Below are 23,005 nucleotides of genomic sequence, written 5' to 3' on the forward strand. Positions count from 1 at the left end.
GTCAGAGCTCCTTTGCGGTACGTGTTTCGTTGGCCCAGACGACCGCGCGCTGGGTCAGCACGGGGCCGAGGACGTCCAGTAAAAGCATGGCGGCCGCCAGGGGCGCCAGGCTGTCGAGCAGGTCGACGCCGATCAGGTGGGTCTGCTCCATCAGCAGGATCGCGAACACGGCCATCGGCGTGAGGGCCAGGCCCGAGAGCGCGCCCTTACGGCTCGAGATGCCCGACACCCGGGCCAGCGCCGTGCAGACGCCGATCTTCACCAGCGCGCGCACCAGCACCAGCAGCAGGCCGAGCGCGATGCCGCCGCCGACGTGCTCCATCTCGACGCGGGTGGCGACGAAGAAGAACATCAGCACGGCCAGCAGGTCGCCCAGCACGCCGAAATTGCGTTGGGCCGGGCTGAGCGAGATGCGGCGGTGGCGCGCGACCAGGCCGAAGGTCAGGGCCGCCAGCACCGGCGAAAACTGCAGCACATGGGTGACCGCGACCAGCAGCACGACCGCCAGCGCAAAAGCCAGGGTGGCGTCGCGCGCGGTGTCGATCATGCGCAGCCAGAGGGGCACCAGGGTGCCGAACAGCGCGCCGAGGAAGCTCGATGCGCCCAGCACCAGCAGGCTGCTGCCGGCGGCGTGCGCCAGGTCGCCCGAGGTCTGGAACAGGCCGATGCCGACCACGACGTTGAAGGTGAACACGGCCATCACGCAGTTCAGGGCGGTCAGGTGCATGGCCCGTTCGGTGACCTGGCCGGCGGCGCCCTGCTCGTTGAGCACGCGCAGCAGGCCGGCCGGGGAGCTCGACATCGCCAGCGAGGCCGTCAGCGCGGCCGGCAGCTGTGTCATGCCGCAGAACTGGGCAACGGCGTACACGGCGGCGAAGGTGCCGGCGGCTTCGAGCAGCGAGGTGGCGACGATCCAGGGATTGTTGCGCAGCCAGCGCAGGTTGATGCGGTAGCCCAGCTCGAACAGGATCAGACCCAGCCCGAGGTTCGCCAGCAGCATGAAGTTCTTCGATTCGGAGGGCGGCAGGTAGCCGGCAGCGAGGTTGCCGAAGCAAAAACCGGCGAGGCCGTAGACGGCAATGCGCGGCAGCGCGGTCCAGCGGTAGATGAGTTCGCCGGCCATCCAGGCCAGCGCCATGGCGATCGGCCAGGCAAGTTGTAGACCGAGGTCCGCGTAGTCAGGCATAGGCTCTCCCAGACGAGCGAAAGTGACGTAGGCAATGACGACCGCCGCGCGCACCGGGCGGTGCGCCTTTCGCAAAAAACGGCCTCCGGAGTGTCCGGAGGCCCAAAAGAAACGTATTAACGCCTCATCGCTGATCGCCGGCGGCGCCGGGGAAGGCGCGCCAGGACCCGGTCATATTGCCTGATCTATATATTCTTGGCAACTACATTCGTTTCAATGTATTGACACGCTCAGCGGACCTGGGCCAGTTCGCACTGCGATTTACTGCCCTTCACCGTGCAGCGATTGCGCTCGCGCCCGTCGCGGTCCCAGACCTTGACCAGCCAGCGGTCCGGCCCGCCGCGCTCCATCGTCATCAAACCGAAGCCGTCGATCCAGGAGCTCATGTGCGCGACGATGGCGCCCGGCGCCGGCGTGGTGCCTGGCGGCGGCATGAGCGGCAGCGGTACCGTGTCTTCGGCCGAACCGGAGAAGCCGGCGACGAACTGGGTCGGGTGTTCGCTGGCGAAGCTGACCTGCTCCCACAGGTGCACATGGCCCGAGAGCAGCATCTGGATCGAGCGCGGCAGGATGCCGGGGTCCATGTCGCCGAAAGCGTCGAGCAAGCCCTGGTCGCCGCCGAACAGGGTGATCTCGCCCGTCTGCGCGTTGCGGTTGGCGCCGAAGCCGAACAGCGGGTGGTGGTCGACGGCGATGTTGTAGGCGGCGTTGCGGGACAGCGCTTCGATCTTGCGCCAGGTGTCGGCATAGACGGCGCGACGCGGGTCGGTCTTCGGCAGGCCTTTCCAGTTGGTGTTGGCGGTGTCGAAGACGATCAGCTGGGCGTTCCCGCCGAGCGGCACGGCGTAGGGGTCGCTGTGCTCGCCCACCGCGTCGTTGGCCGGGTTGTCGCAGTCGCGGCCGGCCTGGTAGGGGCGCGGGTCGAGCCAGCGCCACCAGCCCTGTCCGCCGCGCGTGCAGTTCTCGTGGTTGCCGCGCGCCAGGACCCAGGGCGCGGCCTCCAGCAGCGTGCGCGCGGGCGTGAAGAAGTCGGCGGCCCAGGCGTCGTAGCCATAGCCGTAGGGGCTGCCCGCGCAGCCGGCGCGCCCGGGCGGGCACGGGTCTTCGCGGTAGTGGTAGTCGCCCACGTGCACCACCAGGTCCGGCTTGAAGGCGGCGGCGCTGGCGGCGACGCGCGCGAAGGGGAAGGCTTGCGGGTCGTTGCAGTCCTGGATTTCGCGGCCCTTGAGGCGGCAGCCGGTGTCGCCGATGACGACGATGCGCTGCGGCTGCGCTTTCGGGATCGGCAGCGCGCGCCCGGATACCGAGGCGCTGGCGGCGCCGGCGGCGATCGGCGCCTCGCAGGCCAGGACCGCGGTCGACGGCGGGGTGTGCGGCTGGCCGGGCCGCGCCGGGATGCTCGCGTGCGGCGCCCGCACCCGCATCGGCAGCGCCCGGCGATCGACCAGCAGCGGCGGGCAGCTTGCGCTGGTGGTGATCACGCGCGCGGTCGCCGCGCCGTTCTCGCCAATCACGACAAAGGCCACGTCCCCGGGCGCGCGGTCGACGCCATGGCCGGTGACCAGGCTGCCGCAGCCGGCCAGCAGGAGCGCGGCCGCCAGCGCCGGAAGTCGTTTCGGCATGCACGCGGCAAGGCGCCTGCCGGATTGGAAAGTTGTCATGATGGCCTCCTCGAAAGACGCGAATGTATCACAGCAGTATGCAGCTTTCGTGACAAGGCGCCGTCAGCCAAACGCGGCTATTCCGCGCTTCGGGGTAGGATTTTCGTACACGGACAAGGAGGGGCGATGGCGAACGTGCCGGTATGGCTGCAGGCGGGATTCTGGGGACTGGTCGCGGGCACCGCGCTGCTGCTGGGCGCGGCGGTCGGCTACCTGGTGCGCGTGCCGGCGCGGCTGGTGGCGGCGATCATGGCCTTTGGCAGCGGGGTCCTCATCTCCGCCCTCTCCTTCGAACTCATGGACGAAGCCTTCCGCACCGGGGGCATCAAGGCGACGGCGCTCGGCTTCCTCGGCGGCGCGGCCGTCTACACGCTCGCCAACTGGCTGCTGGCGCACCACGGCGCCAAGCACCGCAAGCGTTCCTGCGGCCTGCAGCCGAGCGAGGCCCAGCACGGGGGCAGCGGCCTGGCGATCGCGGTCGGCGCCCTGCTCGACGGCATCCCGGAGTCGATCGTCATCGGCTTGTCGATGCTCGCGGGCGGCAAGGTCAGCGTGGTGGCGGTGTCGGCGATTTTTCTCTCGAACGTGCCCGAGGGCCTGTCGAGCGCGGCCGGGATGAAAAAGGCCGGGCGCGGGCCCGGCTATATCTTCGGCATCTGGGGCGCCATCGCCCTCGCCTCCGGCGCGGCCGCGCTGGCGGGCTATACCCTGTTCGAGGGCGTGTCGCCGCATGCCGTCGCGGCGACCACGGCGGTGGCGGCCGGCGGCATCCTCGCGATGCTGGTCGACACCATGATCCCCGAAGCCTTCGAGGAGGCCCACGATTTCGCCGGCCTGATCACGGTGGCCGGCTTCCTGGCCGCCTTCGCCCTCAGCAAGCTCGGCGGCTGACAGGCTCGTCCGTCAAACCTGTCTGGCCAACACCCTACCTGTCCAGCCACGATACAAAAGTGGTCTTGCCAATTATTTTGCCGAACGATACTATTGATTCGAGTAATGCCGGCCATGACGGACCTCGAAGTCCGCGGCCGGCCCGGCAGGATCACTGAAAACAAACGGAGGAGACGCAAGATGAACGAAGACAATGGCGGCAAGCTCGGCCGCCGCACGGTGCTGAAGGCGGCTGGCGCGGCCGGGTTGCTGATGGTGGGCGGCGGCGCCTATGCCGCGGCCGCGCGCAAGCGCTACGCGGTAGTCGGCGTCGGCTCGCGCTCGCGCATGTTCACGAATGCCATGACCGGGACCTTCCGCGACCGCGCCGAGGTGGTCGGCGTCTGCGACCGCAACGCCGGCCGCCTGGCACGCGCCGTGAAAGTCATCGGCGAGACCGGCGCCAGCCAGCCGAAAGCCTACGCCGCCGCCGACTTCGACCGCATGTTGCGCGAGACCAGGCCGGAATACGTCATCGTCACCACCACCGACGCCAGCCACGACGACTACATCGTGCGCGCGCTCGACGCCGGCTGCGACGTCATCACCGAAAAGCCGATGACGACCACCGCCGAGAAGGCGCAGCGCATCCTCGACGCCGTCAAGCGCAGCGGCCGCCACATCCGCGTCACCTTCAACTACCGCTACTCGCCGCCGCGCACCCAGATCAAGGACCTTTTGATGTCGGGCGAGATCGGCGACGTGATCTCGGTCGACTTCACCTGGCTGCTGAACACCGTGCACGGTGCCGACTACTTCCGCCGCTGGCACAGCAACAAGGCCAATTCGGGCGGCCTGATGGTGCACAAGTCGACCCACCACTTCGACCTCGTCAACTGGTGGCTGGGCGCCCAGCCCGAGACCGTGCACGCCTTCGGCTCGCGCCAGTTCTACACGCCGGAAACCGCGCGCCGCATGGGCTTATCAAGCCCGCACGAGCGCTGCCTGACCTGCCCGGAAAAGCAGAAGTGCACGTTCTACTTCGACCTCGCCGCCGACCCGGGCCTGAAAGCCCTCTACCTCGACAACGAACAGTACGACGGCTATTACCGCGACCAGTGCGTGTGGCGCCCGGAAATCAACATCGAGGACACGATGAACGTGATGGTCCGCTACGACAACGGCGCCCACCTGAACTACGCGCTGTCGGCCTACGACGCCTGGGAGGGCTACCACATCGCCTTCAACGGCACCAAGGGCCGGATCGAGCACCGCATCGTGGAATCGGGCGGCGCGGCGGGCGCGGCCAAGGTGCAGAGCGGCAGCGAGAACGTTTCGATCCGCGTGATCCCGCTGCGCGGCCAGCCGCGCGACATCGTCCCCATCATCGGCAAGGGCAGCCACGGCGGCGGCGACGCCGTCATGCTCAACGAGATCTTCGGCGACGCCCCGGCCGACAAGTACAAGCGCGTCTCCGACGAGCGCGCCGGCGCCTGGTCGGCGCTGGTCGGGATCGCCGCCAACAAGTGCTTCGAGACCGGGCAAACGGTGCGCATCGCCGACCTGGTAACGGGCCTGACGCCGCCGGACCGCGCGCCGATGCCGGACCGCAAAGCGCCGATGCCGATGCCGATCCGGGTCAAAATCCCGTAACGCGACCGGCCTTTGTAGGGTGGGCACTTGTGCCCACGCCGTCTCGCCACCCGATCAAGGCAAGCGCCGGCAAAATTTACCGACGTTCATACGGTGGAACCGCGTGGGCACAAGCGCCCACCCTACGGGAAGCGCTTGCCTTTACAATGCGCGGTCTCGCCCATTGAAAGCACCCCATGATTTTCCTGAAGGTCCCCTACGCGGAAAAAGACGAAGCCAAGGCGCTCGGCGCGCGCTGGAATCCGACCCGCAAATGCTGGTACGTCCCCGACGGCAAGCCAAGCGAGCCGTTCGAACGCTGGATCGACGCCGACGCTGACGCCAAATCCTCCGCCAAAACGGGCAGCAAGACACCCTCCTCGCGCGACGCCTTCGGCGCCAAGCCGGTCATTGGCACGAAATACGTCGAACTGCCGCACGCCTGCAACCCGTTCGAGGAATGCGCCGAGTGCCGCCCGAAGCTGATGGAAACCGGCTGGCTCGAGGCCCATCAGCAGCTGCGCAAGCTGGTCGCCGGCTTGTAGCAAGCCCTACTTCACCCGCTGCTTTTCCAGCTTCCGCGCCAGCGTGCGCCGGTGCATCCCGAGCCGGCGCGCGGCCTCCGAGATATTGAAATCGGTCTCGGCCAGCACCGCGTGGATGTGCTCCCACTCGAGGGTCTTGATCGAAGTCGAGCGGTTGGTGACTTCCACTTCCGTATTGCCGGCGACGTGGCCGAAGGCGGCCTCGATGTCGTCGGTGTTCGAGGGCTTGGCGAGGTACTGGCAGGCACCCAGCTTGATCGCTTCGACCGCGGTGCCGATGCTGGCGAAGCCGGTCAGGACCACGATCAGCATTTCCGGGTCGTGCGCGTGCAGCAGCTGGACGCAGGACAGGCCCGAGGCATTGCCCTTGAGTTTCAGGTCGACCACGGCGTAGCCGGGATCCTCGTCTTTCAGGATCTCGGCCGCTTCCTCGTAGCCCGGTGCGTGCAGCACACGGTAGCCGCGCCGTTCGAAGGAGCGGCCTAGCGTGCGGGCGAAGGCCTCGTCGTCCTCGACGATCAGGAGGACCGGCGTTGCGTCGACTGATTCGTCAAGCATGCTCGCCCTCCGGCAGTGCGATCGCGGCCAGCGGGATCGTCAGCACGACTTCCGCTCCGCCTTCATTGCTGCCTTCGTTCCGGTTGCGCGCGACCACGGCGCCGCCCAGGGTGCGCGCCACGTTTACCACCAGGAACAGGCCTACCCCGCCGCCGGCGCGGTTCTTGGTCGACTGGTAGGGCTTGCCGAACTGGGCCAGCATGGCCGGCGCGAAGCCGGGGCCGCGGTCGGTGACCACCAGGCGCAAGGTGCCGTCCTCGACGGCCGCATCGAGCCGCACCCAGCCCGGCGAGCTTTCCAGCGCATTGTCGAGCAGGTTGTCGATGGTCTGCTTGAGGGCCGAATCGAAGGCGACCGGGGTGTCCTCGGCGATGCGGTTCTCGTACTCGAAACAGGCCGGCTGGCGCCGCTCTTCCCATTCCTCGGCAAGGCCGTCGAGGAAAGTGTGGATGGTCGTGCGGACCGCCGACTCGCCCCGGGCCTTGCCGGCCGAGAGCAGGATGCCGCTGACGATGGACTTGCAGCGCAGGAGCTGGGTCTGCATCTCGGCGATTTCCTCGCGCAGGTCGGGATTGTCGCGGAACTCGGGCATGCGCTTCCAGTCGCCCAGGATCACCGACAGGGTCGCCAGCGGCGTGCCCAGCTCGTGGGCGGCGCCCGAAGCGAGCAGGCCCATGCGCACGATATGGTCTTCCTCGGCCGCGCGCTGGCGCAGGTCCGCCAGCTGGGCCGCCTTGGCGCGCAGGGTGCCGCTGATGCGGGAAATGAAGATCACCAGCAGCGCCGCGTTCAGCGCGAAGCAGATCAGCATGCCCTGCACGTACAGGCTGGCGATGCCGCGCGCGTGGTCGAAGGGCAGCGCGAGCGGCTGGGCGAACACGGCCAGCAGGGCCAGGCACAACAAGGTAACGACGACAATGGTCCAGGTCGACCACGATTCCAGGAGCACCGCCGAGATGATGATCTGCAGCAGGTAGAGGAAGGCGAAGGGATTGGTGGTGCCGCCCGACAGGTAGAGCTGGACGGTGAGCGTGGCCACGTCCACCAGCAGGGCCATGAACAGTTCGCTGTTGGCGACCGGGCGCCGCTCGTGCCAGCGCAGGTGGCTGGCGATGTTGAAGGCGATCAGGCAGGCCAGCACCTGCAGCATGTGCACCAGCGGCAGGTTGATGTCGAAGATGAGGATCGCGCCGGCGATGGTCGTGATCTGGCCGATGACGGCGATCCAGCGCAGCTCGATGAGCTGCAGCATGTTCTTGTGCCCGGCCGCGTATTCGACGTTGGCTTCGGCGGCCGACGCCGGCGCGGAGGCCGGCGTTATTTTTGTTAACAGATCAAGCTTTACTGCCATTGTCCTTTGCCCTGTTGGCGCCACGGGGACCCGAGCGCGCCACGAACCACCACGCCCCGATCACCATCAAAGCCAGAGCATACCAAGTGATGGCATAGACGAGGTGATTGTTTTGAAATTGGATGACCGTCAGGCCGCCGACCGGGCGTTCCGGTGCGCCCGCCGGTTCCTGGCCGCGCGCCGCGTCCACGAAATACGGGGCGACCTTGCCCAGCCCTTTCGCGGCGGCGATGGCGGCCACGTCGCGCGAGAACCAGCGGTTGCCTGCAGGGTCGTTCTCGCGCAAGAAGCCGCCGCCCGGTTCGGTGATGCGCAGCAGGCCGGTGAGCGTGTGCGGCTGGCTACCGGAGGCGCAGGGATCGCCGCTCGCGCGGCGCGCAGGGTAGCGTCCGCCCTTGTTCTGCGCGGCGGGAATGAAGCCGCGGTTGACCAGGACGATCGCACCGTCGGCCGTGCACAGCGGCGTGAGCAGCCAGAAGCCGGCGCCGAGTTCGGAGACGGCCTGTACCGGCGTCGTGTAGTCGTAGAGGAAGTGCCCAGCCATGCGTACGTGCCGGTATTCGTCGAATTCGCGTGAAACGCTGGCCCAGCGCGCGGCTGGCGGCGCCGGGACCGGAGCCGCGCTGACGCGCGACTCCACTCTTTCGATCAGGGCCAGTTTCCATTGCAGGCGTTGCACCTGCCAGGTCCCCAGCCCTGCAAACAGCACGATCAGCAGCAGCGCGATGATTGCCAGGACCAGCTTGGCAAGACTGCGTGGGCGCCCCGTTGCCGGGACTTCTGCTGCCGGATCGTGCCGGCCCATCATGGCATGTCGTGCGTGCCGTGGCCCGTGACGGCGGCCGCGTCGCCCATGCCGCTCATCATGTTGGCGTTCATGTGGTACATGACCCAGATCGAACCGCCCAGGACGATGACCAGCAGGATCAGCGTCAGGATCAGCGCCATCATGTTCCAGCCGCTTTCCGACTTCGCGTTCAAGTGGAGGAAATAGACCATGTGAACGACCAGCTGGACGCCGGCGAAGCCCATGATGACGACGCGCGTCATCGACGGGTCGAGCACGTTGCCCATGACCAGCCAGAATGGAATGACGGTCAGGATCACGGCCAGCGCGAAGCCGATCGAATAATCCTTCAGGCTGTAATGCACGCCCGGTTCGTCGCCGTGGGCGTGGCCGTGCAGTGCGTCGTGAGCGCCATGTGTGTCGCTGTGAATGTGATTGGCGCTCATGGCAGCACTCCCATCAGGTAGACAAAGGTGAAGACGAAGATCCAGACGACGTCCAGGAAGTGCCAGAACATCGACAGGCACGACAGGCGGCGCATGTTTTCCGGCGTGATGCCGTGCTTCGGCAGCTGGAACATCAGCGTGACCAGCCACACGATACCGAACAGCACGTGCAGGCCGTGGGTGCCGACCAGCGAGAAGAACGCGGTCAGGAAGGCGCTGCGCGCAGGGCCGGCGCCCTGGTGGATCAGGTGGTAGAACTCGTAGATCTCCAGCGCCAGGAAGCAGGCGCCGAGGATGCCCGTGACGGCCAGCCAGAGCTGGGTCTTGGCCAGGTTCTTGGCTTGCGCCGAGATCATCGCGAAGCCGAAGGTGATCGACGACACCAGCAGGAAGGCCGTGTTGATGGCCACCAGCGAGAGGTCGAACAGTTCGGCGCCCGATGGACCGCCCGCGTAGTTGCGGCCCAGGACCGCAAACGACGCGAACAGGCTGGCGAACAGCAGGCAGTCGCTCATCAGGTAGATCCAGAAACCGAGCAGCGTGCCGTTTTCCGGATGGTGGTCGCGCACGTGGTAGCGCGAGCCGGCGTCGGCGCCAGCGGCGCCGCCAGTGTGGGAGTTCAAGGTAGCGGTAGTGTTAGACATGGCTTTCCAGCAGTTTGGTACGGGCGTTCTCGGTCCGGGTCACTTCTTCCGCCGAGATGTAGAAATCACGCTTGTAGTTGAACGTGTGGACAATGATCGCCACCATCATCGCGAAGAACGAGACGGCGGTCAGCAGCCACATGTGCCAGATGATCGCGAAGCCGAGCACGCACGAGATGGCCGAGATCACGAAGCCTGCCCAGGTGTTCTTCGGCATGTGGATCGCGACATAGTCGTTCAGCGGACGCTTCCAGCCGTTCTTCTTCATGTCGGCGAAGGTGTCGTTGTCGTGCACCACCGGCGTGAAGGCAAAGTTGTAGTCAGGCGGCGGCGACGAGGTCGCCCACTCCAGCGTGCGGCCGTCCCACGGGTCGCCGGTCACGTCGGCCAGCTGCTTGCGGTCGCGCCAGGACACGAAGATCTGCATCAGCAGCGCGCCGATACCGGCGGCCACCATCAGGGTGCCGATGAAGGAGATCAGGAACAGCGGCTGCAGCTCGGGATCGTCGAAGTGGCTCGAACGGCGGGTCACGCCCATGAAGCCCAGGATGTAGGCCGGACCGAAGGCGACCCAGAAACCGATCGACCAGAGCCAGAACGACACCTTGCCCCAGAACACGTTGAGCTTGAAGCCGAACATCTTCGGGAACCAGTAGTTGAAGCCGGCGAACAGGCCGAACAGCACGCCACCGATGATCACGTTGTGGAAGTGCGAGGTCAGGAACAGCGAGTTGTGCAGCACGAAGTCGGCCGCAGGCACCGCCAGCATCACGCCGGTCATGCCGCCGATGGTGAAGGTCAGCATGAACGAGATCGTCCACATCATCGGCAGTTCGAAGCGGATACGGCCGCGGTACATCGTGAACAGCCAGTTGAAGATCTTCGCCCCGGTCGGGATCGAAATGATCATTGTCGTAATGCCGAAGAACGCGTTGACGCTCGCCCCCGAACCCATGGTGAAGAAGTGGTGCAGCCACACCAGGTACGACAACACCATGATCACGACGATCGCGTACACCATCGAGGTGTAGCCGAACAGGCGCTTGCCCGAGAAGGTCGAGACAACTTCCGAGAAGATGCCGAAGGCCGGCAGGATCAGGATGTAGACCTCAGGGTGGCCCCAGATCCAGATCAGGTTCACGTACAGCATGGCGTTGCCGCCCTTGTCGTTCGTGAAGAAGTTGGTGTCGAACAGGCGGTCCATGCCCAGCATGGCCAGGGTCGCGGTCAGGATCGGGAACGAGACCACGATCAGGATGTTGGTTGCCAGTGCGGTCCAGGTGAAGACAGGCATCTTCATCAGGTCCATGCCCGGTGCGCGCATCTTGATGATGGTGACGACCAGGTTAACCCCTGACAGCAAGGTGCCCACACCCGCGATCTGCAATGACCATATGTAGTAGTCGACGCCGACACCCGGGCTTGCCAGGATGCCCGACAGCGGCGGGAAGGCCAGCCAGCCGGTACGCGCGAACTCGCCGACGAAGAGCGAAGCCATGACCAGCACGGCGCCCATGGTCGTCATCCAGAACGAGAAGTTGTTCAGGAACGGGAAGGCCACGTCACGGGCGCCGATCTGCAGCGGCACGACGTAGTTCATCAGGCCGGTCACGAATGGCATCGCCACGAAGAAGATCATGATCACGCCGTGGGCGGTGAAGACCTGGTCGTAGTGGTGCGGCGGCAGGAAGCCGGCGTTCTCGCCGAAGGAGATGGCCTGCTGGGCGCGCATCATGAGCGCGTCGGCAAAGCCGCGCAGGAACATCACGAGGCCCAGGATCATGTACATGATGCCGATTTTCTTGTGGTCGATGCTGGTGAACCAGTCGTTCCACAGGGTGCCCCACAGGCGGAAGCGGGTGATCAGGGCCAGCAGGGCCAGGCCACCGACGACCACGCCCGCGAAGGTAGCGATCAGGATCGGCTCATGGATTGGGATCGCATCCCAGCTGAGCCGTCCGAAGATAAGCTTCGTCAAGTCAAAGGAGTCTTGCATGGTTACTTCTTCACAGAATTGGTAGGGGTTTCGCAGACTTCGGTCACGGCGCCTGCCTTGGCGTTGGCCAGGGCGACCTGGCGCTGCTCGGCGTTCATCGGCAGGCGGCGCACCGCGGCGGCGCTGGCGGCGCGCTGGGCGTCCTGCTGCATCTGCTGGTGCATGCACGGCGCACCTTCGGCTACGCAGCGGTTCAGGATGGCCATGTAGAGGCTAGGGTCGACCGTGCCGTAGTGGCGGATCGGCTCTTTTTCCGACGGCTTTTCCAGCGTCAGGTAGTCGGCGCGGCCGAGTGGGGACGGGCTGGACTTGACCTTCTGGACCCAGGCGTCGAAATCGGCCTGGGTGGTGCCGCGGTAGGCGAAGCGCATGTGCGAGAAGCCGTCGCCGCTGAAGTTCGCCGACAGGCCCTTGTAGTCGCCGGTCTTGTTGATGACGGCGTTCAGGGTCGTCTCCATCGCCGGCATCGTGTAGATCATGCCTGCCAGGGTCGGGATGTAGAAGGTGTTCATCACGGTCGACGAGGTCAGCTTGAAGCGGATCGGGGTGTCGATCGGGGTGACCAGTTCATTGACGGTGGCGATGCCCTGCTCCGGGTAGATGAACAGCCACTTCCAGTCGAGCGAGACGACCTGCACTTCCAGCACCTTGGTGCCGGCCGGGATCGGACGATTCTCGTCCAGGCGCTCCAGCGGGCGGTACGGGTCGAGCTTGTGGGTGCTGATCCAGGTGATCAGGCCGAGCGCGATGATGATCAGGAGGGGCGCGCCCCAGATGACCAGCTCGAGCTTGGTCGAGTGATCCCAATCGGGTTCATATTTCGCGTTGGCGCCCTTGCGGTACTTCCACGCGAATACGACGGTCAGGATCATCACCGGAACAATGATGATCAACATCAGCCAGACCGAAACCTTGATCAGGTCGGCTTGCTGCCTTGCGATGTCGCCGGCTGGATTCATCACCACCGTGTTGCAGCCGGACAGCACTGCAAGCAGGAGGAGTGAAAGCCCGGGACGGACAATTTTAGGAATCATGCTAGGTATCTAACGTTACATGGGAATGAGAACATGCTACTGTACTGCCATCGGCCTTCGTTGCACATTGGACGTTTTGTCCCACCCTTGCCCAGGCCAGGGGAATCTTAGGCCGTCGACCTACCTGGAGACGAAGATTATGCAAAGCACGACGACGTACGGCGGCGCCGGTTCTCAGCCAGGCTCCGCACCCGTAACCGCCCCCTGCAGCGGGGCCCGCAACATCAATGCCCGGGACGGCCATATCGCCCCGGCGGACATCGCAGTCGGCGTGGTCATCGGCCGCGCCTCCGAGTATTTCGACTTCTTCGTCTACGCGATCGCCTCGGTGCTCGTCTTCCCTGCGGTATTTTTCCCGTGGGCAGACCGGCTCGAGGGCACACTCTACTCCTTTACCATTTTTGCGTTCGCCTTTATCGCGCGCCCCCTCGGCACCATCGTCTTCATGAAGATCCAGGAGCGATTCTCCCGGGAGATCAAGCTGACCATCGCGCTATTTTTGATGGGAACGGCCACCGTCACGATTTCCTTCCTGCCGACCTATGGCCAGATCGGCATGCTGTCGATCGTGCTGCTCTCCGCGATGCGCATCGCCCAAGGCGTGGCGCAGGGCGGCTCCTGGGACGGCCTGCCTTCGCTGCTGGCCCTGAACGCCCCCGAACACAAGCGAGGATGGTACGCGATGCTCGGCCAGCTCGCCGCACCGTTGGGATTCCTGATTGCCGCCGGCCTGTTCGCCTTCCTGCTGGAAAATCTGCAGGGCGACGACTTCCTGGTCTGGGGCTGGCGCTACCCGTTCTTTGTCGCCTTTGCACTAAACGTCGTGGCCCTGTTCGCGCGCCTGCGCCTGGTGTCCACCTCGGAATACTCGCGCCTGCTGGACGCCCATGAACTCGACCCCTCGCCCGTCGGCGAGCTGATGAGCAAGCAGGGCTCGACCGTGGTCATCGGCGCCCTCGCCGCCCTGGCCAGCTACGCCCTGTTCCACCTGGTGACGGTATTCCCCTTGTCGTGGATGCAACTGTACGACACCCGCCCTATCGGCGAGTTCCTGCACATCCAGATGTGGGGCGCCGGCGTCGCCGCGGTCTGCATCCTGATTTCCGGCCTGGTCGCCGACAAGGTCGGCCGCCGCACCACGCTCGGCACCCTCGCCGCCCTGATCGCGATCTTCTCGGCCTTCGTGCCGATGCTGATCGACGGCGGCGAAGCCGGCCAGAACGCCTTCATCCTGATCGGCTTCGGCCTGCTGGGCCTGTCCTACGGCCAGGCGGCGGGCGCGGTGACCTCGAACTTCGAATCGCGCTTCCGCTACACCGGCGCGGCATTGACCAGCGATCTGGCCTGGCTGGTCGGCGCGGCCTTTGCCCCGCTGGTCGCGCTCGGCCTGTCGGCCCACTTCGGCCTCGGCTACGTCAGCCTCTACCTGCTGTCGGGCGCCGTCGGTTCGCTGGCGGCACTGAGCCTGAACCGCAAGCTGGAGATCCGCGACTGATAAAGGAACCCAGCGCAGCGCGATGCCTCTTGCGCGCTGCTCTGGGGTAAGCTCCTCGAAAATCCGGCCGAACGCCCTGTTCGCCGGATTTTTTCGTTTCCGAAGTGGTCTAAGTGCATTTGACGCAGGCTTTTGGCGGCGTCTTCACCTCGCAGGTGCACCGTGACACGCAAGCTCCTCGTCACCATCCCCGCAGGCAGCGTCGGGCTCGACGGCATGCTCGAGCTGCCGGCCACGCCGATCGGCATGGTGCTTTTCGCGCATGGCAGCGGCAGCGGCCGCTTCAGCCCGCGCAATAACGCCGTCGCCGCCGAGTTGCGCGCGGCCGGGATCGGCACCCTGCTGCTGGACCTGCTCACCGTCGAGGAAGACGCCGTCTACCGCAACCGATTCGACATCGACGTGCTCGTCGCGCGCCTGTACACCGCCGCCACCTGGCTCGGCACCGAACCCCTCACCGCTCCCCTGCCCCTGGGCCTGTTCGGCGCCAGCACCGGCGCCGCCGCAGCGCTGCGCCTGGCGGCCGACAGCGGCACCGGCATCGCCGCCGTGGTCTCGCGCGGCGGCCGGCCCGATCTGGCAGGGAGCGCCCTGGCGCAGGTAATCGCGCCGACCCTATTGATCGTTGGGGGAGCCGATGGCGTGGTGGTCGACCTGAACCGGCAGGCTTACGACGCGATGCAATGCGAGAAGGCGCTGGAGATTGTGCCCGAAGCCGGGCATTTGTTCGAGGAGCCGGGGGCGCTGGAGCAGGTGTCGGCGCTAGCCAGCGCGTGGTTCGTGCGGCATTTTTGAACCGTGATCGAATGTAGGGTGGGGACATTAAAGCCGGGGGCTTCAATGGCAACCCCACGCGGTGCGGCGTGTGCATCACGGCGACATATATGTCGACCACGTTCCTGAGCGGTGCGCCGCGTCTACTCAGACGCTGCAAACGCGTGGGATCGGGACCCCACCCTACGTTTACGTTACGCCAGCGCCGTGTCCAGCACCGTCATCAGGATAAATCCGAACACCAGCGCAATGGTCGCCGAAGTTTCATTCCCGTTTTCGCGCATTTCCGGAATTACGTCGTGCACGATCACGAACAGCATCGCGCCGCCCGCCGCCGCCAGGGCGATCGGCAGCATGCCCGCCGAAATGCCGATCAGCGCCACGCCGAAGGCGGCCGCCACCGGTTCGACCAGGCCCGACAGCACACCCAGGCCCACCGCGGTGAGGCGGCTGTAGCCGACCGTGCGCAGCGCCAGGGCGACCACCAGGCCCTCGGGCACGTCCTGGATCGAGACGCCGGTCATCAGGGAGTGGGCCTTTTCCATGTCGATGCCGGCATAGGCGACGCCGATCGCCAGGCCTTCGGGCAGGTTGTGCAAGGCCACCGCGGTGACGAACATCCAGGCGCGCCGCAGCGAACTGCCCCCCGCGTGCCGTTCGAGGACGTCGCCCGGCTCGATCGCCCGGCTCATCAGGAGGATGGCGCCCGCGCCGGCCATGATGCCGGCGCCGGCCAGCAGGCTCGCTTCCCAGGGCCCCGCACCGGCGGACCGGGCGGCGGCCAGCGCCGGGATGACGAGCGAAAACGCCGTCGCACCCAGCATCACCCCGGCGCCGAAGCCAAGGAAGCAGTCATAGGTGCGCTTCGAAAAATTCTGTGAAAACAGGACGGGCAAGGTGCCGAGCGCGGTTGCCGCGGCCGCCGTCCCGCCGCCCAGCAAGGCGGCATGCATCTTGGGGTTGGCGTTCATGATCTGCTCGACCAGGCTGCCGAGCAGGAGCAGGCAACCCACCGAGCAAATCGCCAGGCCGATCACACGCCGTACGGTGAGCGCGCGAACGAACGCGCCCGTCCAGCCGAGTTTGCGTGTTTCCGAGTCCATCCACGATCCTTTCTGTCCGCCGGAACTTCAACACCCCGCACGCGGCGGGGTGTCCGGGGCACTCCTGGACGGCGTCAAGCGATGCCGGCCAGGCTTATGCAAGTCAATCATCCAGGTCGAGCTTATACCTTTACAGAAGGACGGCGCGCACGACCGTCCGGAGCCCGGACGCCCTGCGCGCCGCCTGCCCTGCAATTACGGCTTGCTGACCGCCGAGGCGCCCTTCGGCGTCGACGGATCGAGGCCGAGCTCGGCGCCGGTCTGCGGATCCTTGGATGGATCGGACATCGTGCGCACCTGCATCTGCTTGAGCACCTTGATGTCGTCGGCCGGCAGCTTCACTTCGGCTTCGCCGCTGCCGCCGTCGACCGCCATCTGCTTCTCGCGGTCGGTGACGAAGTCCCATTGCGGGCCCTGGTTCCATGGGCCGCGCATTTCGCCTTCGCCCTGCGACATGTTGAAGTAGACGCTGGAGAAGCGCGGATCGACCGGCATTTTGCCTGGAGGGAAGTTGGACTCCATCGAGTACAAGGCCTTCTCGAAGGACTTCTGGTGCGCGACTTCACGCGTCATCAGGAAGCCCAGCGCTTCCTTCACGCCCGGGTCGTCGGTCAGGGCGATCAGGCGCTCATAGACGATCTTCGCGCGCGCTTCGGCGGCGATGTTCGAACGCAGGTCGGCGGTCGGCTCGGTGATCGAGTCGATGTAGGCGGCCGTCCAGGGCACGCCGGCCGAGTTGACCAGCGGCGTGCCGGCGCCGTAGAGCACCTGGGTCACGTGGCTGTCGTTGCCGGCGCCGGTGATCTTGCGGTACATCTCGGCTTCGCTGTCGACGGCCTCGGCCAGCTGGCCCTTGGCGCCCTTGTTCAGCATGGCGACGATGTGCCCGATGACCTCGAGGTGGCTGAGCTCCTCGGTGGCAATGTCCATCAGCATGTCCTTGCGGCCTGGATCGTCTTCCGATACGGCCTGGGTGAAGTAGCGCATGGCCGCGGCGAGTTCGCCCTGTGGGCCGCCGAACTGTTCCAGCATCAGGTTGGCCAGTCCGGGATTCGGCCCGCTGACGCGGACGGTGTATTGCAGGCGTTTGTTGTGTGCAAACATTCCGACTCCTCCGATAGATTAAAACTAAGCGTCCACGCGAATGCGTGCGACGCCTTTCATAAGCGGCTGCGCGGCTGCACTGCTGCTGCCGCCAGTCGAACATGGCTCATCTTCGCAGTGTTGGATTAGCAAGTAATCAGTCGCTTCGCCGTATCCATGTAGGACTACAATGACAAACAGTTAAAGTGTGTTAAGTCGTTTCCGGGAAGATTTCTGTTCGAGCGGGAACTACTTTCAGTCACACAATTTTTCCATACGCCGGACCGATGGCGGGGCACAACGGCCATTTCCATCGACAAACTATCAGCGGCATACCGTTCAATGGACCAGCGAACATCAGCCCGGTCGCGCGGTCTGCGCTGACAAGGCGCTGCGATACATTCCTACGTTGTGCGCCCAGCAGCGGGGCTAGGATGTTGGTCAATCGTCAATACGGAGGGATGCCAAATGTTTTCCTTGAACCAACTGAGCCCGACCATCACGGACATGATCCGCTTCGATCACTCACACGTGATGGTCACGTTCCACCAGTACACGAAGGACAAGGCGCCAAGCGTCAAGAAGGCCCTGGCGGAGACGATCTGCACGGCGCTGGAGATCCACGCCACGCTGGAAGAGGAAGTTTTCTACCCCGTCATGCGCCAGCTCGACAAGGGCGAGCCCTTCGTCCACAAGGCCGAACCCGAGCACAACGACATGCGCCGCATGATCGCCGAACTGCGCCGTACCAGCGGTTCCGACCCGCGCCACGACAAGCTGCTGCTGGAATTGATGCGCGACGTGATCCACCACGTGGCCGACGAGGAAACCACCCTGCTGCCGCAGGCCGAAATGCTGATGACCAAGGCACGCCTGTCGGAACTCGGCTCGCAGATGACCAAGCGCCGCATGGAACTGGTGGCGCCGAAAGCAGGCAAGCTGGCCAAGAGCCACGCGGTCGGCTTCTCGGGCAGCACCACGGCGGTCGTCGTCGGCCTGGCCAGCGCCCTGTTCGCAATGCGCGCCTTCGTGAAAAAACCGGGCGGTTCGGCAGCCAACACCCATACCTGGGCGAACGCCAACTCGACGCCGCACGGCATGTAAGCTGGTGAGCGTTTGAATGACTCTTCGGCCCGCCGGCGCTGCCCGCAGGCCGAACTGCATGTTCAGGCGAGGAAATCGATCAACCAGGGCACCAGCCACGGCGCCAGCACGGCCGTGAGGATGCCGTTCAGTCCCATCCCCAGTCCCGCAAATGCGCCCATCTCGAGGCTGACCTGGAAGGCCCGCGCGGTGCCGATGCCGTGCGCCGCCACGCCCAGCGCAAACCCGCGCGCCGCCGGCGAATCGATCTTCATGGCGTTGAACAGGAAACGCGCCGTGACCGCCCCGAAGATGCCGGTGCCGATCACCAGCACCGCGGTCAGCGCCGGCACGCCCGCCAGGCGTTCCGACACCGCCATCGCGATCGGCGTCGTCGCCGACTTAGGACCGCTGGTGCGCGCCAGCTCCGCCGAACCGCCCAGCAGCATCACCACCGCCACCGCGCTGACGATCGCCGTCACGCATCCCGCGCCCAGTGCGCACAGCAGCGGCACGGCCGCGCGCCGCATGCGCGGCAACTGGCGCGCCAGCGGCACCGCCAGCGCCACCGTCGCCGGGCCGAGCAGGAAATGGACGAACTGGGCGCCGGCAAAATACCGCTGATAGGACATGCCGCTCGCCAGCAGCACCAGGCTGACCAGGACGATCGCGATCGCCACCGGATTGGCGAGGGGCGAATAGCGGCAGCGCGCATAGACGGCCTGCGCCAGCACATAGGCGCACAGGGTCAGCGTCAGCCCGGCCAGAGGCGAGGCCGACAGGTAGACCCAGAAATGGCCGAGGCTGGCCAGGTCAGGCATCGCCGTCTTTCGTGGGTGGAGGCGGCTCGGGCGCCAGCCCGCGCAGGATGAAGGCCGTCACGGCCAGGGTCAGCAGGGTCGAGACGACCAGCGCGGCAAGGATCGCCAGCCAGTGTCCGCTGCCGCTGCCGGCTGCCGCAATGATGCCGACGCCGGCCGGCACGAACAGCAGCGAGAGGTGGCGCAGCAGCTCGTTGGCCGCCGCCTCGATGCGCGCCTGCAGCGCCGGCCGCAGCAGGAGCGCCGCGAACAGCAGCACCATCCCGACCACCGGGCCGGGCACGGGCAGCCCGAGCAGGAAGACGATGCCTTCGCCGAGGCATTGGAACAGGAGCAGGATGGCGAATGCGGGCAGCAAGGCGTCTCCTTGATGTTCGTAGGGTGGGCACTCGTGCCCACGCGGTACTACCCAGGCATATCGAAACGTCCGGCACAGCTGGCAAGGGTGAGCGCTGCCAGCAGCCAGATCATCCCAAGAAGGTATTCGGATGCCGTACAGCGTGGGCACAAGTGCCCTCCCTACGTCGTTACGCCACTTCCGCCGTCTTCCCGATGGCGCCGCGCTTCACCTGGTCGCGCTCGATCGACTCGAACAGCGCCTTGAAGTTACCCTCGCCAAAGCCATCGTCGCCCTTGCGCTGGATGAATTCGAAGAACACCGGCCCCAGCTGGGTCTCCGAGAAGATCTGCAGCAGCAGGCGCGGCTTGCCGTCCACGACATTACCGTCGAGCAGCAGGCCGCGCGCTTGCAGCTCGGCCGGGTTTTCGCCATGGCCGGGGATGCGCCCGTCGAGCATCTCGTAATAGGTTTCCGGTGGCGCGCTCATCAGCGGCACGCCCGAGGCGCGCAGGCGGTCCACCGTCGAGACCAGGTCGTCGGTCAGCAGCGCGATGTGCTGGATGCCTTCGCCGTTGAACTGCATCAGGAATTCCTCGATCTGGCCGCCGCCGGCCTTGCCCTCTTCGTTCAGCGGGATGCGGATCTTGCCGTCCGGCGCCGTCATGGCCTTCGAGGTCAGGCCGGTGTATTCGCCCTTGATGTCGAAGTAGCGGATTTCGCGGAAGTTGAACAGCTTCTCGTAGAAGCCGGCCCAGAAGGCCATGCGGCCGCGGTACACGTTGTGGGTCAGGTGGTCGATGATCTGCAAGCCGTGGCCGACCGGGCGGCGCTCGACGCCCTCGATGAATTCGAAGTCGATGTCATAGATCGACTTGCCGTCTTCGAAACGGTCGATCAGGTAGAGCGGCGCGCCGCCGATGCCCTTGATGGCCGGCAGGCGCAGTTCCATCGGGCCGGTCGGGATCTCGATGGCCTGGGCGCCCAGTTCCAGCGCGCGCTTGTAGGCGGCATGCGAATCCTTGACGCGGAAGGCCATGCCGCAGGCGGACGGGCCGTGCTCGGCGGCGAAGTAGGCGGCGTAGCTCTTCGGCTCGTTGTTGACGATGAAATTGATCTCGCCCTGGCGGTAGAGCACCACATCCTTCGAACGGTGCCTTGCCACCATGGTGAAGCCCAGCTTTTCGAACAGCGGCTCCAGCACGCCCGGGGTCGGGGATGCGAACTCGACGAATTCGAAGCCCATCAGGCCCATTGGATTCTCAAACAGGTCAGCCATCTTGTTTTCCTTTTGTTGCAATATTGTCTCCTCCGGCGGCGCGGATACCGGGTAGGCAACGGCGCCGGGCGGAACGTCAAGCCGGCACTCCTGGCGCCGGCCACCCTTTCCATGCGATCCGGCCGCCTCTCTGGCGGCTGGGCAGCATCCAGCACGAGATGATACGCCTTTGGGCGTCGCTGTCGTGCAATGATGTCGAATCGGCATGCTCGCGGCGCAGCATACCCGAGACCGGCCCCGGCAGGAAGCGGCTTATCGAAGCTGGCGCCTGGCCGGCGGCTCGCGCAGCAGGGTCTGGATGTCGCCCAGCAGCACGGCCAGGTGCAGGTAGGAGGTGGAATAGATCTCGCGTACGTCGCCGGCGGCGTCGAGCAGGTAGACCTTCAGCAGATGGCTGAGCACCGGCACGCGCTGGCCGTAAGGCTGGACCGCGGCCACCGACACGTCCTGGCCGAAGCCGTCGAGCAGCGGCGCCAGTTCGCGGCCATTGCGGGTGGTGAGGAAATGCCAGCGCAGGCCGCCCCGGGCGCGTGCTTCTTGCCCGCCGTAGCTGCGCATCGCCGCCGGCGTGTCGTGCACGGGATCGAAACTCATGCTGACGAAGCGCACCTTGCCGTGCAAGGACGGCGTGCGTTCGATGCTGCCCTTCAGGCTGTGCAGGGTTGACCAGGCCAGCGGGCAGCCCCTGGCGTCGGTGCAATAGGTGTAGATGAAGGAGAACAGGGTGATTTTGCCGGTCGTGAATTCCGACAGGCGCCGCAGGCTGCCGTCGCTCTCGAGCACGAGGCCGTCGGGCGAGCGCATGATCCGCTCCAGGCGGTAGCTGCCGGGCGCGGGCGGCACGAAGGCCAGCGCCGGCACGCCCGGTTGCGCGGCAGCCTGGGTGGCGACGCTCCCTGCGCCGAGGGCGGCGGCCAGGAAGCCCGCGCACCACCGGCCCCGGCGCGGACACATGCCGGCCTTCACCGGCTGGCGACCCGCCCGGGTTCCACCGCGTACGCCGCCTGCTGCCCGGTTTTCGCCCCGAACTTCATGTGGTGCGGCCGCCCCAGCTTGAGCTTGTAGAAATCGACCTGCCACTGTTCGTCCAGGGCCTTGCCGTTCCAGGCGAACAGCTTGACGAACTGCTCGTTGTCGGCGCCGGTCTTGTCCCAGTTGGCCAGCAGCGAGGAGCTCACGTATACGCGCTTGCCGTCCCAGCTTTGCGAAATCATGTTGACCTGGGAACCGGTCTTCTTTGCATACGTCTGGCGCGGCGCTTCCGGGTTGCTGATGTCGAAGTAGCGGGTGGTGCCGTCCATGAAGGTGTTCACCCACAGGCCCTTGCCGTCGGCCCGCATCGAGATGTCGACCGGCAGCGGCGTCTTGGCCGGGTCGCCGATGGTGGCCACGTCCTTCGCCTGCCACTGCCCCTTGCCGTCCTTCCGGACCAGCCACAGCTTCGAAGTGAGCGCGGTGGCCGTGATCGCCCAGTCCTCGCCCTCCCTCAGCGCCCAGCGGATTTCGAGCGGCGCGCCCGGCACCTGGAGCACCTGCTCCGGCTGCATGGATTTCAGGTTCCACACGACCATCGTATTGCCGAACTGCTTCATTGCGCCCTGGTCCTTGATCAGGGTGCCCAGCGGCGTCATGTAGTTCTTCTTGCCCGTGAAGCTGGAGCTCAGCATCGCGTTCCGGCCGGGGTTGATGGCCAGGTCGTAGCCGTAGCCGTCGCCGCCGGCCATGGCGGGCGCACTCGGGATGTCGTAGGTGCGGATAAACTCGCCCTTGTTGTTGTACAGGGCCATGCCGGTCTTGCCGCCGCCGTCTTTCGCGTTCGACAATGCCCCGACCAGCATCCTGCCGGGCAGCGCATAGAAGGTGTGCGGACCGACCAGCCCCGAGCGTCTGGCGAAATCGGCGATCGTGTTGACCAGGCGCGGCTTGGCCGGGTCGGTGTGGATGTCGAAGACGTAGATCTTGCTGTCGTCGAGCCCGCCCGCCCAGAGGAAGCGCCGGTCGTCGGTGAAGCCGGCATGGTGGGCCTCGCCGCGCACGCCCACCGACACCTGCGCGATCACCTTGCCGAATGTGGGCGACTTCGGATTCGCATCGAGCGTGACCAGCTTGTCGGAACCGTCGCCCATGCCCTGCACGCCCAGCGTCCACACGTACACGTAATCTTCCTGCCCCCTGATCAGGTTCGACAGGTAGGGAGAATTGCAGGTCTCGTCCGCGAGGGCGAACGGGAGGCCGGGGCCAAGCAGCACGGCGGCGAGCGTTGCCGCACGGGTGAAACGATTCAACCGCATCTTGATCTCCTGTCGTCTTGCCATGGAAA

The 23,005-nt window shown here is 65.9% G+C and carries 22 protein-coding genes; 6 read left to right on the forward strand and 16 right to left on the reverse strand.

All coding sequences use genetic code 11. From position 1 onward, the window contains the following. Position 1: 1 nt before the first annotated feature. Both ACWCIA_RS13170 and ACWCIA_RS13175 read right to left on the reverse strand, forming a co-directional pair. Complete coding sequence (locus ACWCIA_RS13170) at positions 2 to 1,186, reverse strand: cation:proton antiporter (protein WP_454163895.1); 1,185 nt, start codon at positions 1,184 to 1,186, stop codon at positions 2 to 4. Positions 1,187 to 1,416: 230 nt separating this feature from the next. Continuing rightward, complete coding sequence (locus tag ACWCIA_RS13175; RefSeq protein ID WP_454163897.1) at positions 1,417 to 2,847, reverse strand: metallophosphoesterase; 1,431 nt, start codon at positions 2,845 to 2,847, stop codon at positions 1,417 to 1,419. A gap of 126 nt (positions 2,848 to 2,973) precedes the next feature. On the opposite strand from ACWCIA_RS13175, the gene ACWCIA_RS13180 reads away from it, so the two are divergent. From ACWCIA_RS13180 to ACWCIA_RS13190, 3 genes are all read left to right on the forward strand, one after another. Continuing rightward, positions 2,974 to 3,738 carry a ZIP family metal transporter gene (locus ACWCIA_RS13180; RefSeq protein ID WP_454163898.1) on the forward strand — a complete coding sequence of 255 codons (765 nt, stop codon included), beginning with the start codon at positions 2,974 to 2,976 and terminating at the stop codon, positions 3,736 to 3,738. A 180-nt stretch (positions 3,739 to 3,918) separates the two neighbouring features. Next, positions 3,919 to 5,370 carry a Gfo/Idh/MocA family protein gene (locus ACWCIA_RS13185; RefSeq protein ID WP_454163900.1) on the forward strand — a complete coding sequence of 484 codons (1,452 nt, stop codon included), beginning with the start codon at positions 3,919 to 3,921 and terminating at the stop codon, positions 5,368 to 5,370. A 176-nt stretch (positions 5,371 to 5,546) separates the two neighbouring features. Next, complete coding sequence (locus tag ACWCIA_RS13190; RefSeq protein ID WP_454163902.1) at positions 5,547 to 5,894, forward strand: DUF5710 domain-containing protein; 348 nt, start codon at positions 5,547 to 5,549, stop codon at positions 5,892 to 5,894. A gap of 6 nt (positions 5,895 to 5,900) precedes the next feature. Here ACWCIA_RS13190 and ACWCIA_RS13195 read toward each other — a convergent pair whose 3' ends face one another. From ACWCIA_RS13195 to cyoA, 7 genes are read right to left on the reverse strand one after another with little or no spacing between them, the layout of a single operon-like run. Beyond that, positions 5,901 to 6,452 carry a response regulator transcription factor gene (locus ACWCIA_RS13195; RefSeq protein ID WP_454163904.1) on the reverse strand — a complete coding sequence of 184 codons (552 nt, stop codon included), beginning with the start codon at positions 6,450 to 6,452 and terminating at the stop codon, positions 5,901 to 5,903. Next, on the reverse strand, positions 6,445 to 7,803 hold the full coding sequence (locus tag ACWCIA_RS13200; protein ID WP_454163905.1) for an ATP-binding protein: 1,359 nt from the start codon (positions 7,801 to 7,803) through the stop codon (positions 6,445 to 6,447). Before ACWCIA_RS13200 ends, ACWCIA_RS13195 begins: the two co-directional genes overlap by 8 nt. Beyond that, entirely contained in the window at positions 7,787 to 8,611 is an 825-nt protein-coding gene (locus ACWCIA_RS13205; RefSeq protein ID WP_454163907.1) for an SURF1 family protein, read from the reverse strand. The genes ACWCIA_RS13200 and ACWCIA_RS13205 overlap by 17 nt, the downstream gene beginning before the upstream one ends. Further along, positions 8,608 to 9,036 (reverse strand): cytochrome o ubiquinol oxidase subunit IV, encoded by a 429-nt coding sequence (gene cyoD, locus ACWCIA_RS13210; protein ID WP_454163909.1) that lies wholly within the window; start codon positions 9,034 to 9,036, stop codon positions 8,608 to 8,610. Before cyoD ends, ACWCIA_RS13205 begins: the two co-directional genes overlap by 4 nt. After that, on the reverse strand, positions 9,033 to 9,680 hold the full coding sequence (gene cyoC / locus ACWCIA_RS13215) for a cytochrome o ubiquinol oxidase subunit III (RefSeq protein ID WP_454163911.1): 648 nt from the start codon (positions 9,678 to 9,680) through the stop codon (positions 9,033 to 9,035). Before cyoC ends, cyoD begins: the two co-directional genes overlap by 4 nt. After that, a complete protein-coding gene (gene cyoB / locus ACWCIA_RS13220; protein WP_454163913.1) occupies positions 9,673 to 11,676 on the reverse strand; it encodes a cytochrome o ubiquinol oxidase subunit I in 2,004 nt (667 codons plus the stop codon). The genes cyoC and cyoB overlap by 8 nt, the downstream gene beginning before the upstream one ends. A 2-nt stretch (positions 11,677 to 11,678) precedes the next feature. After that, on the reverse strand, positions 11,679 to 12,710 hold the full coding sequence (gene cyoA / locus ACWCIA_RS13225) for a ubiquinol oxidase subunit II (protein ID WP_454163915.1): 1,032 nt from the start codon (positions 12,708 to 12,710) through the stop codon (positions 11,679 to 11,681). Between the two features lie 139 nt (positions 12,711 to 12,849). Here cyoA and ACWCIA_RS13230 point away from each other — a divergent pair, with 139 nt between their 5' ends. Together ACWCIA_RS13230 and ACWCIA_RS13235 are read left to right on the forward strand one after the other, a co-directional pair. Continuing rightward, positions 12,850 to 14,205, forward strand: a complete 1,356-nt coding sequence (locus ACWCIA_RS13230) for an MFS transporter (RefSeq protein WP_454163917.1) — start codon at positions 12,850 to 12,852, stop codon at positions 14,203 to 14,205. Positions 14,206 to 14,421: 216 nt separating this feature from the next. Continuing rightward, positions 14,422 to 15,000, forward strand: coding sequence for a dienelactone hydrolase family protein (locus tag ACWCIA_RS13235; RefSeq protein ID WP_454164135.1), 579 nt, complete (start codon positions 14,422 to 14,424; stop codon positions 14,998 to 15,000). Positions 15,001 to 15,173: 173 nt separating this feature from the next. On the opposite strand, the gene ACWCIA_RS13240 is transcribed toward ACWCIA_RS13235, so the two are convergent. Next, positions 15,174 to 16,082: a ZIP family metal transporter gene (locus ACWCIA_RS13240; RefSeq protein ID WP_454163919.1), complete on the reverse strand. Its 909-nt coding sequence runs from the start codon at positions 16,080 to 16,082 to the stop codon at positions 15,174 to 15,176. A gap of 195 nt (positions 16,083 to 16,277) precedes the next feature. After that, complete coding sequence (locus ACWCIA_RS13245) at positions 16,278 to 17,186, reverse strand: manganese catalase family protein (RefSeq protein ID WP_454163921.1); 909 nt, start codon at positions 17,184 to 17,186, stop codon at positions 16,278 to 16,280. A gap of 447 nt (positions 17,187 to 17,633) precedes the next feature. Between ACWCIA_RS13245 and ACWCIA_RS13250 the strand changes: the two genes are divergently transcribed. Continuing rightward, complete coding sequence (locus ACWCIA_RS13250) at positions 17,634 to 18,269, forward strand: hemerythrin domain-containing protein (RefSeq protein WP_454163923.1); 636 nt, start codon at positions 17,634 to 17,636, stop codon at positions 18,267 to 18,269. Positions 18,270 to 18,331: 62 nt separating this feature from the next. Here ACWCIA_RS13250 and ACWCIA_RS13255 read toward each other — a convergent pair whose 3' ends face one another. The 5 genes from ACWCIA_RS13255 to mtoX form a co-directional block, all read right to left on the reverse strand. Next, on the reverse strand, positions 18,332 to 19,069 hold the full coding sequence (locus ACWCIA_RS13255) for an LrgB family protein (RefSeq protein WP_454163925.1): 738 nt from the start codon (positions 19,067 to 19,069) through the stop codon (positions 18,332 to 18,334). Then, positions 19,062 to 19,427, reverse strand: coding sequence for a CidA/LrgA family protein (locus ACWCIA_RS13260; protein WP_454163927.1), 366 nt, complete (start codon positions 19,425 to 19,427; stop codon positions 19,062 to 19,064). Before ACWCIA_RS13260 ends, ACWCIA_RS13255 begins: the two co-directional genes overlap by 8 nt. 169 nt (positions 19,428 to 19,596) lie before the next feature. Continuing rightward, positions 19,597 to 20,685, reverse strand: coding sequence for a 4-hydroxyphenylpyruvate dioxygenase (hppD, locus tag ACWCIA_RS13265; protein WP_454163929.1), 1,089 nt, complete (start codon positions 20,683 to 20,685; stop codon positions 19,597 to 19,599). Positions 20,686 to 20,937: 252 nt separating this feature from the next. Next, entirely contained in the window at positions 20,938 to 21,639 is a 702-nt protein-coding gene (locus ACWCIA_RS13270; RefSeq protein ID WP_454163931.1) for an SCO family protein, read from the reverse strand. An 8-nt stretch (positions 21,640 to 21,647) separates the two neighbouring features. Continuing rightward, positions 21,648 to 22,976, reverse strand: coding sequence for a methanethiol oxidase (mtoX, locus tag ACWCIA_RS13275; protein WP_454163933.1), 1,329 nt, complete (start codon positions 22,974 to 22,976; stop codon positions 21,648 to 21,650). Positions 22,977 to 23,005 lie beyond the last annotated feature (29 nt).

It is taken from the genome of Massilia sp. SYSU DXS3249 (assembly GCF_053668055.1).